Below are 15,284 nucleotides of genomic sequence, written 5' to 3' on the forward strand. Positions count from 1 at the left end.
CTATCCAGTTAGGAGGGGGCTATTCCTGAGCAACTACACCTGACCGTTAGCCTCAGAGGGACTCGCGACGTTAAAGATAACTATCAAATATTTCGTCTGACCGGATTACTCGATGCCTTCTCAGAAGGTACGTTTCGGAAAATTATGTCCAAGTGTATCGATAATGGACCAAAACACATTGTGTTGGATCTTTCCCAGATAGACTTCGTAGACAGTTCCGGTTTGGGCGCTTTGGTACAACTCGTCAAGAAGGCTCAGACTAACGGAGGAACTTTACAAATTGTTTCTAATCCTCGCGTCACCCAAACCGTGAAACTGGTTCGTTTAGAAAAGTTTCTATCTCTACAGCAAACCGTTGAGGATGCTGTGGCGGCGGTAAAAAAAAGTTGAGTGACTGCTAGGAGTCTACCTATTTCCAGTAGACCGATAGGGGGTTTCTCTGTCGGTCCTACTATTTGTTGATTAAAAATTGCCTAATCTTCGAGGGTTTTTTAATGAGACCTCCTTCATCTCCCCATCGCAAATCTGGCTCGAACCGAGGAAAGGTTAAGCCTTCTTCTAAGCCACCGCATTCTCCTCGGGAAGATAAACCAGCTATCCATCCCCGTCGTCGCGATCGCCCTGTGGCTTCAGCAGAGACAGAACCGCCAGAGGAAGATCTAATTTATGGCCGCCACACAGTCTTAGCAGCCTTAGAAAACGGCCGATCGCTTAACCGAGTTTGGGTAATTTCCCAATTGCGATCGGATACCCGGTTTCAACCTCTCTTACAAGAGGCGAAAGCTAAAGGTGCTATTGTAGACGGAGCCAGCTATCAGCGCCTAGACCAAATTACCAGAGGCGCTAACCATCAGGGAATTGTCGCACAGGTTACACCGTATAAATATTGGGATTTAACCACCCTCATTACCCAGGCTAAATCTGCCAATAGCCAGCCTGTCCTAGTCGCGGTTGATGGTATCACTGACCCCCACAACTTAGGCGCGATCGTTCGCACCGCTGAAGCGATCGGAGCGCAAGGCTTGATTCTACCCCAGCGCCGGGCTGTTGGTATTAATGCTACAGTGATGAAAGTAGCGGCCGGAGCCTTAGAGACTTTCCCGGTAGCGCGGGTGATCAATCTTAACCGTAGTCTAACTGAACTCAAATCAGCCGGATTTTGGATTTATGGGACAGTAGCCGGGGAATTTCAACCCCTGTATAATGCCAATTTAACCGGAGCGATCGTTCTGGTGGTTGGTAGTGAAGGGGAAGGATTGAGTCATGCGATCGCCGAAAACTGCGATGTACTACTTTCTATTCCCCTACAAGGAACAATCCCTAGTCTGAATGTCTCAGTAGCCACTGGTATGGCACTTTATGAGATATTCCGCCAGCGTCAGAATCAGAATCAGAATCAGAGTCAATAGCGATCGCTGCTGAAAATATGGAGTAAATTATTCGGTAATTACAGGTTCTTGAACCAAAACGCCCAGATCCGCCGATTCCAATAGTTTACTCCAAGCCTCTGAGACTGCCGGATCAGGATTACCATGAGACCGCAACTCAGCCAAAGTTGACATAGCATCAAACCACAGCCCAGCCTTCAAATATAGATCCACCTTCTCCAGTGGACTGGTTTGGTTAATTTGACTAGCCAATGCTGGGTCTATTTCTGCCCACCGGATGCCACCTTCGACTATGATATCCTCCGAACGGTCATCAGGATTACAAACGATGGAAAAGTACCACTTGTAATTATTGTTGGTTTTAATGTTTTGAGTGCTGTGTGATGGTATAGTCACACCCATAATTCCAGCTTTACCTCCGATTTTCAGGGTCTCTTCATAAATCACTGTGTCATTGGTGTTATCAATCAGCACAAACTCTGCCGTTTGGACCGTTTCCATGGCAGGTAAGTAAAAATATAACCTAGGAGAGGCTTGAGCGGTTAATCCTATTGATCGAGAGGGAGCGATCGCCATCAAGGGAGTTTGATCAAATCTACAATTAGGGTTGCCACTCCTAGTCCCTCCTCCCACCAAGCGACCTGGGGGCTGATCATCATCACCTAGCACAGATTCTATTAAAGGTGGTGTCATAGAAACCGCTAACAGAGACACCGTACCGAGGATAACCCCTATCGGACCCGCAAAAAGTTTAAGTTTCATAGTTATATCCCGATTATTTCCTGATTCCGAACATTATGATTATAGCAAGGTCATTAACAGACAGCCATCAGTCAAATTACTGATCCTTAACCATGGTCAGTTAAATATATTAAGCGCCATAGTTAACTCAATCGTCAGGATGATCAACTATTTTGAGGATAAATAAAAACAAGTAAGTCATCATGATTACCATGTATTTCCACCATTGGCAGCCTAAACTCAATGGCTTTTGTCGTCGTATCTTCAAATGCTTAAATCAGTATAGACCGATAAAAGCGCATTTGCCATCACTAAAACAGCTAATTACTATTCTATTAGCCAGTTTATTAACCATAGGGTTAATATCGGGGATTAGGTATTGGGGAATTTTACAACCCCTAGAATTAGAATCCTTTGATAGAATCATGCGCTTAAATAGTGATAATATTCCTGACCCTCGCCTATTAATTGTAGAGATTACAGAAGCAGATATTCAAGCCAACCAAAAATGGCCGTTTTCCGATGAAATTTTAGCCCAAGCCTTAGCCAAACTGCAAGAATACCAACCTAGAGTCATTGGTTTTGATATTTATAGAGATGTTCCGCAACCCCCTGGAAATTTACAAATTTTTGAACAATTCCAAGCAGATAATATTATTGCGATTCAACAAATTGGAAGAGTTGAGCCACCGCCTTATATATCAATTAATCAAGTAGGTTTTAACGATTTAGTTGCTGATTTAGATAATACTATTCGCCGCAACTTAATGTATGTTCGCTATGATGGGGAAGAATTTTATTCTTTTGGCGTAAAAGTTAGCCAAAAATACTTAGAATCTCTCAAAAATCACCCAATTATCCTTGATGCACAACCCGGCTTACTGCAAATAGACGAAACTATTTTTCCGGCTATCAGATCTAATTCTGGTGGCTATCAACTACCCGCATCGGAAGTTGGGGGTAGACAAATATTGATGGATTATCACACCAAAGAAATAGCTAAAACTATCACCATTACCGAGCTATTACAGGGAGAAATTGACGGGAATTTGGTCAAGGATAAAGTGGTGTTAATAGGCACAACAGCCACCAGTTCAAGAGACCTGCATCCCACCCCTTTTAGTGCGGCTAAAACTACTCATCATTTAATGCCAGGAGTAATGATTCATGGTTACATGATTAGCCAAATTCTGAAAGTGATTTTAGAAGGAGAATCTTTATTTTGGTTCTTGCCCATGTGGGGGGAGGTTTTATGGTTGTGGCTTTGGTCATTTTTTGGGGGGATTTTGGTAGTCAAATTTCATCGCCCCTTGTCTTTGGGATTACTAATTAGTATCAGCACGATCGCTCTATGGACTATCTGTTTTATAGTATTTTGTCAAAAGGGATGGATTCCCCTAATTCCCCCAGCTTTAGGCTTATTATTTACTGGTGCAATTGTCTTGGCTTATAAAGTTATTTATGGTTTATCCTATGATATTCTTACCGATTTACCTACCCGGATCCTACTCAATCAAAAAATTCAGCGCCTTAGTAATCAGTCTAAATATACCCAAATCGCCCTGTTGTTTTTAGATTTAGACCGCTTTCGTCTCATCAATGAAGGTTTTGGTCATGCCATCGGTGATCAACTGCTAATTTCCACTACCCAACGCATGAAAAAGTGTTTATATTCTCAGACAATTTTGGCGCGAGTTGGCGGGGATGAATTTGCGGTAATGATGCCGAATATCCAGAATATTGACCAGGCGATCGCCATGGCAAATAAACTGCAAAAAGCTCTCGCCGCGCCCTTTTATCTCAACGGTCAACAGGTATATACCACCATCAGTATTGGCATTGCGTATAGTAACCAAAATCAAGATTTAATTGCCAATGATTTATTAAGAGATGCCCATACAGCCATGTATCGCGCCAAGGCTTTGGGAAACAGTCGTTATCAGGTGTATATCTCCACCATGAAATCTCATGCTTTGCAGCAGTTACAACTAGAAGCCGACCTGAGAGAAGCCATTAAAAATCAAGAATTTCAACTGTATTATCAGCCGATTATGAATTTAAAAACTAATCAGATCGCTGGTTTTGAAGCCTTAGTGCGTTGGATATCTCCCCAGCGGGGGTTTGTGTCTCCTGGGGAATTTATCCCAGTTTCTGAAGAGAGTGGTTTAATTATTCCCTTGGGGGAGTGGATTTTATTAGAAGGCTGTCGTCAGTTGGCAATCTGGAATCAAAAATATTGCCAAAATCCCCCTTTTATGTTAAGCATAAATCTGTCAACCCGTCAATTTTCCCAAGTTAACTTGATTGAATGTGTCGATCAGATTTTGACTCAGACTGGGGTTGACTGCAGTTGTATTAAATTAGAAATTACCGAGAGTGCAATTATGGATGATGTCGATGAGGCGATCGCACTATTAGAAAGATTAAAAGCCCTAGGTATTAAACTGAGTATGGATGATTTCGGCACTGGTTATTCATCCCTCAGTTATTTGCATCGCTTTCCCATAGATACCCTCAAAGTTGATCAATCCTTTGTGCGTCGGATGGATGACAGCCAGCAAAATACAGAGATTGTCAAAACTATTATTATGTTAGGGCATAACTTAAATATGGATATCGTCGCGGAAGGTATAGAAACCGAAGGTAATGTCCAGACTTTGAAAAACCTAAATTGCGAATACGGACAAGGGTATTTTTTCTCCAAACCTTTGCCGGTCACAGCCTTGGAAGACCTGTTAAATAAGACCCTGTATCAATCATGAACTTAACCATAATTTAAGAATGACGCTTGCGGAACAGACCAAAACCCAAGATCCCCAAAACTAAGAAGCCGATCGCGCTATTAGGTTCCGGTATACTCACCTGGTAACCCATCAGGTTATTGGCAGTTAAATCACCTTCTCCATTGAAATTCATCCACCAGCGGAAGCGGTTATTAGCAGCATTTTGGTTAGCCGCAGAAGGTAAACGCAAATATCTGCACCCCCTCTAGCTTTTGGAGTCTGGTTTTGATTGCCAAATATGGTATCCAAATTGGTGATCTTCACATCCCAACCCAATATATCCATTAATTGGCGATCGCCATACCACCCCCTCGAATGATGGCATATATGCTATCATTTGATTGAGTTAGCGATCGCCGGCAATGGCGAGGCAATTGTCACCCAGAATGTTAAAGAGTTTCAGCAGCGCGAACTCATCTTTCCCCAGCTTTCTATTATTTCCCCTGAAGCATTGATTAGGGAGTCAGTACAATATGGCAACTTTAACGATTCGTTTACCCGATGAAAAACATTCTCGCCTGAAAGCACTGGCTCAATCTCGTGGCATCATTGTGAATAAATTAATGGAAGAACTCTCGGCGCTTGCACTAGCTGAGTTTGATGATCAGACACGCTTTCAAGCCTTGGCAATGCCGGGTGATGTGGCGCGGGGGTTCGAGATTTTGGATCGGTTAGATGCTTTCAAGGCAACGACTTTGTTATAGTTTATGAAATGGAATGTTATATTCGATCCCGATTTTAAGCTCTGGTTTGATCAACAGGAACAAGAACTTCAAGATGAAGTCTTTTCGGTTTTAATTCTGTTGATGGAATTCGGCCCGTCTTTGGGCAGACCGAGAGTTGATACTCTTAAAGGCTCTTCAATTAAGAATATGAAAGAGCTTCGCATTCAATATAAAGGAGAACCTTGGCGGATTTGATTTGCGTTCGATACCGAACGACAAGCTATTTTACTGGTTGGTGGCAACAAAACGGGTAACAAGCGATGGTACAAGGAAAATATTCCTATAGCAGAGCGACGTTATGAACACTATCTTGAACAACTGAAGCAGGAAGAACAATGAAAGACTATACAACCTTATCATCAGAGTTAGCCAAACTTTCTCCAGAACGACAGGAACGGATTAAAGCTAGAGCGGATCAAATTTATCTTGAAGAATTGACTTTCAAGTATCTGCAAGAGAAGTTAGGATTGTCTGAAGACGAGTTGGAGCAATATTTTACTGAATCGGATCTCGGAAAAGCAAAACTGGAAAGTCGGGAATGTCTGGACTTACATACACTTCACGAGGTGGTCAGTGCATTAGGGGGAACTCTGGAAATTACGATCAAAATTCCCCAGAAAGAGCCTTTTGTTCTGATCGGCGAATAGTAGAAACTAGAGCAGATAAACCGTAGGGTGGGCAATGCGGTGGGAAATGCCCACTCTACCAGTTAAATTTTTGTCTGAGATAATCTTCAAGCTGTTGGTTATACGGTCGAAAATATTTTGTAAGCTGTTGATGTAACTGTCGGCTAATGGCGTTGTATTTTCGAGGATTAAGATTGCGATATTCCGGTAAGGGGTGATGTTCCAGACCTAAAAAGTTGTAAATCTGTTGCATAGTGGCGGGGGAATTTTGAAATAAGTCTTCGCTGGGAAGGACGAGAATCTGTTCTCTGGGAAACTGCTCAAACCACTGGGGGAGATAGCGGATATACTGACTAAAGGCTAAGTGATGAGCTAAGTTTAAACTGATGTCAGTTTGATAAATTGCCTGTTGTTTCAGTAAACATTGCAGCCAGCTAACTCCTGTTGGTAAGGCAGTATAAGTTTGTTCGGAAATGGCGGGATTTAACGCACCGATTAGGGAGATTCTTGTATTCATCCTTTCCGCCTTGGCTTCGAGGTATAATGTGGTCTACCTCAACTAAATCTGATGGGGTAAAGTATTGCCCGCACCAGTTACACTTGCCTTTTTGCGTATTGAGTAATTTGGCTACCCTGTTAGGCGTGTCAATTGCTTGTCCTTTTCTGGTTGCCCAGTAAGTCCAATTTCGGTCATGTCGATGAGGCGATCGCACTATTAGAAAGATTAAAAGCCCTAGGTATTAAACTGAGTATGGATGATTTCGGCACTGGTTATTCATCCCTCAGTTATTTGCATCGCTTTCCCATAGATACCCTCAAAGTTGATCAATCCTTTGTGCGTCGGATGGATGACAGCCAGCAAAATACAGAGATTGTCAAAACTATTATTATGTTAGGGCATAACTTAAATATGGATATCGTCGCGGAAGGTATAGAAACCGAAGGTAATGTCCAGACTTTGAAAAACCTAAATTGCGAATACGGACAAGGGTATTTTTTCTCCAAACCTTTGCCGGTCACAGCCTTGGAAGACCTGTTAAATAGGACGCTGTATCAATCATGAAACGAAAACAGGTAATGGTGCTATCGTTGCATTATCCGGAACCGAAAAAATGTCGCGTAAATGTATCAGTAGAGAACTTAGTTGACACTCCCCTCCCTGCCTAAAGGGGAGGGGATTCTTGATTCATAGACCCAACTGGCTTTGACAGGATTGCAAAAGCCAGAGTAATGGTCGAATCTCAGTCGCACGTTTGCTACGCAACGTTTCACGAACGGGTCTACGACCCTTCGCGCTTGCCCTAGCGTACACAAGGCTTCCTTGAGGATGTTGATCGCAGCATTCCAAATTAGTCACCACCCGCCGAAAATCCCAGAGTCCCATATCCGGCACGGTTGCTCAGGAAGCCTTGAGCCGAAATCGCTTTGTGGAAATGGCGCTCGGACAAAAACTAGCGGGTTCCGGTCGTTTGTTGGACAATACCCAAGTGGCGATCGCCCATCCTGACACTTTTCTAGGACAACTGGAATTGTCAAACGGGTAGGCAATGCCCTCCCTCCTACTACGACTTACCCCAAACTCGACGCAAATCTAATACAAAACCAGGTAACAGGTTCTCTCCGGATAACTCAGTTGGATTGGATAGCATTTCTACGTCCGAATCGGCTCGATAAACTTCTACTATTCGACGTTGCGGGTCGATTAACCACCCCAATTTTGCGCCATTTTCTAGATACTCTTGCATTTTTTCTGGCAGCGATTTTAGAGTATCCGAATCAGAACGTAACTCTACGACAAAATCCGGACAAATCTCTGGAAAAGTTTTCTTTTGTTCCTGGCTTAGTGCATCCCAACGGTCTTGACTCACCCAACAGGCATCGGGAGAACGATTTGCCCCATTGGGTAAAATAAACCCCGTGTTACAGTCGAATGCTTTCCCTTGTTGATAATTTTCGTACCAACAATACAATTGCCCAATGATACTAAAATTACGTTCTCCGGTTTCCCAACCCGTTGGTGGATTCACAATTAACTCTCCTGTGGCGGTTCTCTCCAGTTGTAATTCTCGATTACTGGCGGCTAGGGCGGCAAATTGTTCTTGGGTGACGTGAAGTTTCAGGGTTTTGGGGTATGCCAGCAATAGGGTATCGGTTTCCGATGTTTGAGGGGTCTGTACCATTTTGACTTCTCCGATGTAGAGATAGGCTAGTTAAATTTTAGGCGATCGCCCCCACTCCCTCTACCGACATCAGCCGCGATCGCCTCTAACCCAAGCAACACCGGCTTCAACCCCGTGGTTTCCGGTGCGGGGGCTCGAACTCTTTGCCGGTCATCTACGACCGGCGAACTGGATTCTACAGGTCAAGCTGGTGATATCACTATCAATACTAATCAATTAACTATTTCCGGTGATGGGGCGACTATTTTCAGTGCTACACAAGGTAGCGGTCAAGCGGGGAATATTAGCATTCAAACCCGACAACTACAAGTTAATAATGGCGCTCAAATAGTTGCCACTACTCTCGGTGACGGACTAGGCGGAAATATTGACCTTTTGGCTGAGTCTATCCAGTTAGTCGGAACTTCCCCCACTAGGGAAAATCCCAGCGGCTTATTGACTTCTACGGGAACCCCAGACCGGTTTGGTCAAGGAACCGCACCCGCCGGAAATATCCAAGTAAGAACTGGACAATTACAAATTTTAGACGGCGCTCGCATTTCCGCATCTAGTCAAAATCAAGGGTTAGGAGGAAGCCTGAATATTATCGCTTCCCAAGGGGTAGAATTTACCGGAACTTCACCGGATGGCTTTTTCCGTAGCGGCTTATTTGCGGAAAGTCGCAGTGAAGGAGAAGGGGGAAATATTCACCTCAGCGCGCCGAATGTGCGACTAGACAATGGCGGGACTATTACCACGGAAACAGCATCTAATAATGGGGGTAATATCAGTTTGGCGATCGCCGATACCATCACCCTCCGTCGCCAAAGTAGCATATCAGCCACCGCAGGTAGAAATAGCGGTCAAGGTGATGGCGGAAACATCGATCTAAACACCAAGTATCTATTTGCTATCCCCGTGGAAAATAGCGATATAACCGCCAATGCTTTTTTCGGAACTGGGGGTAATATTACCATCACAGCTAGGGGGATTTTTGGCATTGAGTTTCGCCCAGAATTAACTCCCTTGAGTGATATTACCGTTAGTTCCGCCTTTGGGGTTGATGGGGTAGTGACAATTAATAATCCCGACGCTGACCCCAGTCAAGGACTGTTTGAACTACCCACCGGACCCATTGATGCGTCTCGGTTAGTCATTCTTAGTTGTTTACCGGGGTCGGATAATAATCAATTTATTGTCACCGGACGCGGCGGTTTACCACCCAACCCCACCACCATACACACCGGAGAAACTCCCCTAGAAGATTTGGGTAATATAACTTTAGAATCATCAAATCTACAAGGTAGTGCTACAATTTACCAAGATTTTCCCACAGTAGGCAATTCTAGCCTAGTTGAGGCTCAAGGGTTAGTGGTGCATTCTGATGGTCGAGTTAGTTTAATTGCGCGTAGTCCTCATTCTTCCTCGCCTTCTATTCCCTGGCTGAACCCTCAATGTCGTCCTACTGTAATTCCCTAATCGTGTTGTGCCAATTCTATGAAATATCCTAGGCGTTTGACTTTTACCCTGCTGATTTTCTTGGGTTTATTGATTAGCCTGCTGTTAGCAGATACGATCTGGAAACCGGGTTTAACCGAAATTGTACCCACTAAACAGACTCCCATAATTAGCCAAGCCTCCCAGGGGTTACAGGAGGAACAACGGGGACGCGATCGCTATCGACAGGGGGATTTTCAGGAGGCGATCGCTATTTGGGAGTCCGTCGCGCAAACCTACGGAAACGAAGGATATTTCATAGCCCAAGCGCGGGTTCTTAGTAACCTATCTCTGGCTTATCAACACCTGGGAAAATGGCAACTAGCCACCGAAGCGATCGCGCGCAGTATCGCGTTATTAGAGAATGCCGGACTCTCTGGCTTATCTGTTTTCGCCCAAGCCATGAATACCCAAGGTCAATTATATCTGGCGACAGGAAACCCAGAAGCCGCCTTTAGTGCTTGGGAAACCGCCGAAGAGTTATATCATCGCGATCGGCAGGAAATGGGAGTGTTTAAAGCCAGAATTAATCAAGCCACAGCCCTACAGCAACTGGGATTATATCGCCGCGCTTCTTTACTGTTAGCCGATATTAACAACAATCTCCAGCAGCAAGAAACCTCCCCCGAAAAAGCGATCGTCCTCATTCGACTCGGCAACCTACTTAGTACCCTCAGCCGTTTTAATGAAGCCCAATCAATCCTACAAGAGGGTTTAACTATAGCCACCAATTTAAACCTAAACTCCGAACAAGTTACCGCCCTCATTGGTTTGGGAAATGTCGCCAAAAACCGTAAAAATTATACCACAGCCTTAGACTATTATCAACAAGCCCTAAATATATCTCCTTCTCCTCAACAGCAGGCGGTTATAGAACTCGCTAAATTAAGTTTATTTGCTGAAAATCAACAATAGCCAGCCTTTAGTCAACTATTACCCCGCACCAAATATCACCTAAATCAGTTACCATCAAACCAGACAACTATCTATTATCGTCTGAACCTAGGAAAGCATTGGTCAGCCTTTCAACAAGCACAAAATCCCCAATCATCTTGGCAGGATATTCTGGAACTGTATACCCAAGCCACTCAAGAGGCGATCGACCTAGGAGACCAACGCGCACAAGCCTTTGGGTTAGGTTATATAGCCAGTGTTTATGAACAAACCCAACAATGGCAAATTGCCCAAAATATCACCCAGGATGCCTTAATCTTGAGTCAAAAAATTCAAGCTCCAGATATTTCCTACTTATGGTTATGGCAATTAGGTCGCATTCAAAAGGCACAAGGAAAACCAGAAAAAGCCATATCTTCCTACTTAGAAGCTGTCAACCTCATTGGTTCCCTAAGTCAAGATATCGTCTCTATCGGTCGAGAGTTTCAGTTTTCTTTTCAAAACAGTATTGAACCCGTATATCGGGAATTAGTATCCTTACTCTTAGAAACCACACCGCCGGGTCAGGTTGTCAGTCAGAATAACTTATCCCAAGCCATTAATGTCATCGAGTCTTTAAAAGTTGCCGAATTAGATAACTTTTTTAGGGCTGATTGTGTAGATATTGTCAGTAGAAAAATAGATGAAATAGACCCCAGCGCCGCCGTTATCTATCCCATCATCTTAAAAGATAATCTTCATGTGATTGTCAGTAAACCCAATCAACCCCTAGTTCATCATCAAATTAATGTCAGCCAAACCGAAGTAGAAGCCACCATTAAACAACTCTCTGAAGCATTAGTTATTCGCAGCCGCCGCGATTTTTATGAACCAGGACAAAAACTCTATAATTGGGTAATTAGACCCATCGCCGATCAAATTAATCCTGAACAAATTAAAACCCTTGTTTTTGTCCCTGATGGTTCCTTCCGTAATATCCCCATGGCAACCCTTTATGATGGCGAAAAATATCTCATAGAGACCTATAGTATTGCCATTACTCCCGGCTTACAACTACTATCCGATAAATCCATCAAACAGCTAGATTTAAAAGTTCTAGCCGGGGGATTAACCGAAGAAAGAGATGGATTTAGTCCCCTGAATTATGTAGCTGAAGAAATCGCCACTATTCAATCAGAAACAGCCAGCACAGTCCTACTTAATGAAGATTTCACCAATCAATTAATCCGCCAAAAACTAGAATTCACTAACTACCCCATCGTTCACTTTGCTACCCACGGTCAATTTAGTTCTCAGCTAGATGAGACATTTATTTTAGCTTGGGATAGTCGTATTAATATTCTGGAATTGGATAGTTTATTGACTGAAAAAACCCTCACAGGTCGTACTCCCATAGAATTACTAATTCTCAGCGCCTGTCAAACCGCCTCTGGTGATAATCGTGCCACTTTAGGACTAGCCGGAATGGCAGTTAAAGCCGGAGCGCGTAGTACAGTTGGCACTCTCTGGTCAGTGAATGACCAAGCCAGCAGTGAGTTAATGAGTCAATTCTACAGATTTTTAAACCAAAAGCAATTAAACAAGTCCGAAGCACTCAGGGAAGCGCAATTAAAACTCTTAAACACTTCCTTGTTCCGCCATCCCTTTTATTGGAGTCCCTATATTTTAGTCGGTAATTGGTTATAAACATTTCTCCCCACTGATGGTATAATCATCTAACACCGATGTTGACCAAACACCTGGCTAAGACCCATGACCACCTCAACCGCTAAAACAACCTTTATCGACCTATTTTCCGGAGCCGGAGGGATGTCCTGTGGCTTGGAAATGGCAGGTTTTGAATGTTTGTTAGGTGTCGATTTCGATAAATCTGCGATCCAAACCTTTCAAAATAATCACCCTCAAGCGGAAACAATTTGTGGCGACCTGCGGGAGATTTCTACCGAGCAAATTAGGGAATTAATTGGCGATCGCCATATTAACTTAATTTGTGGAGGTCCCCCCTGTCAAGGTTTTTCCACCATTGGGAGTAACAATAATCTGGATAAACGCAATTTTTTATTTTTAGAATTTCTACGGTTTGTTGAACAACTTAAACCCGACTATATCATCATTGAAAACGTCACGGGTTTATTATCCCGAAAAAACGAAAACACCCTCACATCAATTTTAACTTGTCTACAGAATATCGGATATACTGTTGATGTCCGGGTCCTATCTGCTCATCATTACGGAGTCCCCGAAAAACGCAGGCGCACCATTTTTTTAGGTAATCGTTTCGGCGTACCCAATTTATATCCATCCCCACAATTTCAAGATAATGAACCGGATTTAGACTTTCTTCCTGCTGCTAAAACCGTAGGATTTGCTTGGGAAAATTGGTTAGAATACCAGGGAAAAACGTACAACCACGACCTCAGCACCGCCCAAATTCCCAATCATTTAGAACGTCAAAGAATCCAGCATATTCCCGAAGGTAAAGGCGTTCGTTATCAACCAGACCAACAGGCTTATTTACCCCCCGAATTATGGTATGATATAGATTGGGAAAAGCTGCGAGAATCCCGATTTAGGGAAACCAAACTTAAACGCCTAGCGCGAGATAGTTATTCTCCCACCATCAACACCAGTCGCACCACTTACTATCACCCCACAGAAAACCGTTATCTGACCCCCAGGGAAGCCGCAGCCATTCAGTCTTTCCCCCCCAATTTCATCTTTTACGGAACCGTTACCCAACAGTGGCGACAAATTGGCAATGCCGTTCCCCCTTTATTAGCCAAAGCATTAGGGGAAGCTATTTTAAAATTAGATTTAAAATTAGATAACTCCCAAAACTCAGGAGATAGTCTGAATACAGAATCAGGTATTGAGCAAATTAGAGCTAATGCCTTTAATTATAAAACCAGTGCCTGAGCTTAAAAATTATCGGGTTATTTGACAGATAGGGTACTAAGTCTTAGTACCCTACTGTTAGACTAAGCCATCACAGAATGTTCTGGACGGGCGAAAATCATGCGGCCGGCCGAAGTTTGCAGAGAACTGGTGACAACTACCCGCAGTTGGTCGCCGAGGTATTCGCTACCCGATTCTACCACAACCATCGTGCCATCCTCAAGATACCCAATTCCTTGGGAAGGTTCTTTACCCTCCTTGCGGATTTTCAATTCCAGAATATCCCCAGGTAAATAGGACGGACGCACCGCCTGGGTGAGATCATTAATATTCAGCACTGGAACCTGTTGGACGGTTGCCACTTTAGACAAATTGTAATCATTAGTCAGCAGAAACCCATTAATTTCTTGAGCAAACCGCACTAATTTCGCGTCTACAGTGGCAATATCCTCATAGTCCGCCGAGTGAATTTGAATTCGTTCTGGGTATTCTTCCCGGATACGGTTAAGGATATCAAGTCCCCGTCGTCCCCGCGCCCGTTTTTGATCATTAGCAGCATCAGCTACCAATTGCAATTCTTGCAGAATAAACTGAGGCACGAGAATTTTACCTTCCAGAAATCCAGTTTCTAGTAGAGGTTCAATGCGACCATCAATGATGCAACTGGTATCAAGAACTTTGGTATGAGCAGATTTGAGAGTTCCCTCAGCCAGTAGTGTAGTTTCCAAACTATTGGGGTTGATTAGCTGTAGAAAAGCCCGTCCATGGGTATCAGCCAGGTTAACCCCAGTGTAGCCAAATAGAACACTACATAACACAGCCCCCAGGGGTTTGATAAAGCCAACCTCTTTAGGAATGGGTAACAAAAAGAGGGGAGCGAGCATGAGGTTAGCAATCAGTAAACCGATTACCATACCAATAGAACGGGTGAGTAATACCTCAAGAGGCATTTGGCGGATTTGTTCCTCGACCCGGTGATAAGTGGTTTGCACTACTAAACCGATTACCATACCAATTAGGCCAGTAAAAGCGGCGGTGACAGACCGTAATCCCTCAATATTAGTTACCTGTTCTAGGACACTGCTGGGAAGCAGTTCTATCCCGTAAAAGCCGGTTCCGGCTCCTGCTATGATAAATAAAATGATAATGGTGGCATCTAGCATAGTTCTGGAGAATCCCAATTAAATCTCAATTCCCCTAGAGGGATTGAGTGGTTTTGTATTTTGCTTAATTATATCTTTCACGGGCTAACCGATTTAATTGTGGGTAATTTCGGTAATCACGACTGGTCTGGGGGTGTTAGTGGTTTTCCTGTCTGAGGTTTCGGGTGTTGATAAATTCCTATATTGGTTGATTGGAGGCGGATTGAGGCTGGTTGAGGCGTAACAATTATTTTATAAATTGCTAGAATTAGATCAGAGTCCAGCTAAAGAAGTGTCACTGTCAGCACCCCCGGCTGAAGCACGGGGGCTTCGTGCCCCCCTTTCAGGTAGCTGACCAGCTATAGCCTTAACTGGCTCCGTGAGCGAGCAAGAGTTAAAGTTCCTACCCTGGAATGCGTGCTAGTTCCAGGCTC

The 15,284-nt window shown here is 43.7% G+C and carries 16 protein-coding genes and 2 pseudogenes; 12 read left to right on the forward strand and 6 right to left on the reverse strand.

The window, feature by feature from the left end; genetic code table 11:
• The first annotated feature begins 39 nt into the window (after nt 1-39).
• Nucleotides 40-390, forward strand: coding sequence for an STAS domain-containing protein (locus tag P5683_RS04845; protein WP_174447161.1), 351 nt, complete (start codon nt 40-42; stop codon nt 388-390).
• Nucleotides 391-494: 104 nt separating this feature from the next.
• Entirely contained in the window at nt 495-1,409 is a 915-nt protein-coding gene (gene rlmB, locus P5683_RS04850; protein WP_315641791.1) for a 23S rRNA (guanosine(2251)-2'-O)-methyltransferase RlmB, read from the forward strand.
• Between the two features lie 27 nt (nt 1,410-1,436).
• On the opposite strand, the gene P5683_RS04855 is transcribed toward rlmB, so the two are convergent.
• Complete coding sequence (locus P5683_RS04855) at nt 1,437-2,150, reverse strand: DUF928 domain-containing protein (protein WP_006624925.1); 714 nt, start codon at nt 2,148-2,150, stop codon at nt 1,437-1,439.
• Nucleotides 2,151-2,332: 182 nt separating this feature from the next.
• Here P5683_RS04855 and P5683_RS04860 point away from each other — a divergent pair, with 182 nt between their 5' ends.
• Nucleotides 2,333-4,891 carry an EAL domain-containing protein gene (locus P5683_RS04860; protein ID WP_315639304.1) on the forward strand — a complete coding sequence of 853 codons (2,559 nt, stop codon included), beginning with the start codon at nt 2,333-2,335 and terminating at the stop codon, nt 4,889-4,891.
• Between the two features lie 13 nt (nt 4,892-4,904).
• Here P5683_RS04860 and P5683_RS04865 read toward each other — a convergent pair whose 3' ends face one another.
• On the reverse strand, nt 4,905-5,102 hold the full coding sequence (locus P5683_RS04865; protein ID WP_315639306.1) for a PEP-CTERM sorting domain-containing protein: 198 nt from the start codon (nt 5,100-5,102) through the stop codon (nt 4,905-4,907).
• Nucleotides 5,103-5,385: 283 nt separating this feature from the next.
• Between P5683_RS04865 and P5683_RS04870 the strand changes: the two genes are divergently transcribed.
• The 3 genes and pseudogenes from P5683_RS04870 (at nt 5,386) to P5683_RS04880 (ending at nt 6,284) form a co-directional block, all read left to right on the forward strand.
• Nucleotides 5,386-5,616, forward strand: coding sequence for a hypothetical protein (locus P5683_RS04870; RefSeq protein WP_006624929.1), 231 nt, complete (start codon nt 5,386-5,388; stop codon nt 5,614-5,616).
• Between the two features lie 3 nt (nt 5,617-5,619).
• A pseudogene (locus P5683_RS04875) lies at nt 5,620-5,976 on the forward strand (type II toxin-antitoxin system RelE/ParE family toxin).
• Nucleotides 5,973-6,284: an XRE family transcriptional regulator gene (locus tag P5683_RS04880; RefSeq protein WP_006624931.1), complete on the forward strand. Its 312-nt coding sequence runs from the start codon at nt 5,973-5,975 to the stop codon at nt 6,282-6,284. The pseudogene P5683_RS04875 and the gene P5683_RS04880 overlap by 4 nt, the downstream one beginning before the upstream one ends.
• Before the next feature lie 55 nt (nt 6,285-6,339).
• Here the strand turns inward: P5683_RS04880 and P5683_RS04885 are convergent, their stop codons facing one another.
• Both P5683_RS04885 and P5683_RS04890 read right to left on the reverse strand, forming a co-directional pair.
• Complete coding sequence (locus tag P5683_RS04885) at nt 6,340-6,780, reverse strand: sulfotransferase domain-containing protein (RefSeq protein WP_315639307.1); 441 nt, start codon at nt 6,778-6,780, stop codon at nt 6,340-6,342.
• A pseudogene (locus P5683_RS04890) lies at nt 6,698-6,958 on the reverse strand (HNH endonuclease); the annotation flags it as partial. The pseudogene P5683_RS04890 and the gene P5683_RS04885, both read right to left, overlap by 83 nt.
• Here P5683_RS04890 and P5683_RS04895 point away from each other — a divergent pair.
• Together P5683_RS04895 and P5683_RS04900 are read left to right on the forward strand one after the other, a co-directional pair.
• Nucleotides 6,913-7,326, forward strand: coding sequence for an EAL domain-containing protein (locus P5683_RS04895; RefSeq protein ID WP_396442555.1), 414 nt, complete (start codon nt 6,913-6,915; stop codon nt 7,324-7,326). The pseudogene P5683_RS04890 and the gene P5683_RS04895 overlap by 46 nt on opposite strands.
• A 346-nt stretch (nt 7,327-7,672) precedes the next feature.
• A complete protein-coding gene (locus P5683_RS04900) occupies nt 7,673-7,807 on the forward strand; it encodes a hypothetical protein (RefSeq protein WP_006624934.1) in 135 nt (44 codons plus the stop codon).
• Between the two features lie 18 nt (nt 7,808-7,825).
• Here P5683_RS04900 and P5683_RS04905 read toward each other — a convergent pair whose 3' ends face one another.
• Nucleotides 7,826-8,443: a Uma2 family endonuclease gene (locus P5683_RS04905; RefSeq protein ID WP_006624935.1), complete on the reverse strand. Its 618-nt coding sequence runs from the start codon at nt 8,441-8,443 to the stop codon at nt 7,826-7,828.
• Between the two features lie 114 nt (nt 8,444-8,557).
• Between P5683_RS04905 and P5683_RS04910 the strand changes: the two genes are divergently transcribed.
• The 4 genes from P5683_RS04910 (at nt 8,558) to P5683_RS04925 (ending at nt 13,729) form a co-directional block, all read left to right on the forward strand.
• Entirely contained in the window at nt 8,558-9,901 is a 1,344-nt protein-coding gene (locus P5683_RS04910; protein WP_315639310.1) for an S-layer family protein, read from the forward strand.
• An 18-nt stretch (nt 9,902-9,919) separates the two neighbouring features.
• On the forward strand, nt 9,920-10,834 hold the full coding sequence (locus tag P5683_RS04915; protein ID WP_006668256.1) for a tetratricopeptide repeat protein: 915 nt from the start codon (nt 9,920-9,922) through the stop codon (nt 10,832-10,834).
• 297 nt (nt 10,835-11,131) lie between these two features.
• A complete protein-coding gene (locus tag P5683_RS04920; RefSeq protein WP_315639311.1) occupies nt 11,132-12,499 on the forward strand; it encodes a CHAT domain-containing protein in 1,368 nt (455 codons plus the stop codon).
• Between the two features lie 66 nt (nt 12,500-12,565).
• Nucleotides 12,566-13,729 carry a DNA cytosine methyltransferase gene (locus P5683_RS04925; RefSeq protein WP_006668258.1) on the forward strand — a complete coding sequence of 388 codons (1,164 nt, stop codon included), beginning with the start codon at nt 12,566-12,568 and terminating at the stop codon, nt 13,727-13,729.
• A gap of 62 nt (nt 13,730-13,791) precedes the next feature.
• Here P5683_RS04925 and P5683_RS04930 read toward each other — a convergent pair whose 3' ends face one another.
• Complete coding sequence (locus P5683_RS04930) at nt 13,792-14,871, reverse strand: PIN/TRAM domain-containing protein (protein ID WP_006624941.1); 1,080 nt, start codon at nt 14,869-14,871, stop codon at nt 13,792-13,794.
• Between the last annotated feature and the right edge of the window lie 413 nt (nt 14,872-15,284).

This window comes from Limnospira sp. PMC 1279.21, assembly GCF_032349615.1.
In the GTDB taxonomy this organism is placed as follows: Bacteria; Cyanobacteriota; Cyanobacteriia; order Cyanobacteriales; family Microcoleaceae; genus Limnospira; species Limnospira fusiformis.

Excerpts from the sequence above, each read along its gene's own strand:
- rlmB (WP_315641791.1), top strand. The coding sequence starts at position 495 with ATGAGACCTCCTTCATCTCCCCATCGCAAATCTGGCTCGAACCGAGGA.
- P5683_RS04855 (WP_006624925.1), bottom strand. The coding sequence starts at position 2,150 with ATGAAACTTAAACTTTTTGCGGGTCCGATAGGGGTTATCCTCGGTACG.
- P5683_RS04860 (WP_315639304.1), top strand. The coding sequence starts at position 2,333 with ATGATTACCATGTATTTCCACCATTGGCAGCCTAAACTCAATGGCTTT.
- P5683_RS04870 (WP_006624929.1), top strand. The coding sequence starts at position 5,386 with ATGGCAACTTTAACGATTCGTTTACCCGATGAAAAACATTCTCGCCTG.
- P5683_RS04880 (WP_006624931.1), top strand. The coding sequence starts at position 5,973 with ATGAAAGACTATACAACCTTATCATCAGAGTTAGCCAAACTTTCTCCA.
- P5683_RS04885 (WP_315639307.1), bottom strand. The coding sequence starts at position 6,780 with ATGAATACAAGAATCTCCCTAATCGGTGCGTTAAATCCCGCCATTTCC.
- P5683_RS04905 (WP_006624935.1), bottom strand. The coding sequence starts at position 8,443 with ATGGTACAGACCCCTCAAACATCGGAAACCGATACCCTATTGCTGGCA.
- P5683_RS04915 (WP_006668256.1), top strand. The coding sequence starts at position 9,920 with ATGAAATATCCTAGGCGTTTGACTTTTACCCTGCTGATTTTCTTGGGT.
- P5683_RS04925 (WP_006668258.1), top strand. The coding sequence starts at position 12,566 with ATGACCACCTCAACCGCTAAAACAACCTTTATCGACCTATTTTCCGGA.
- P5683_RS04930 (WP_006624941.1), bottom strand. The coding sequence starts at position 14,871 with ATGCTAGATGCCACCATTATCATTTTATTTATCATAGCAGGAGCCGGA.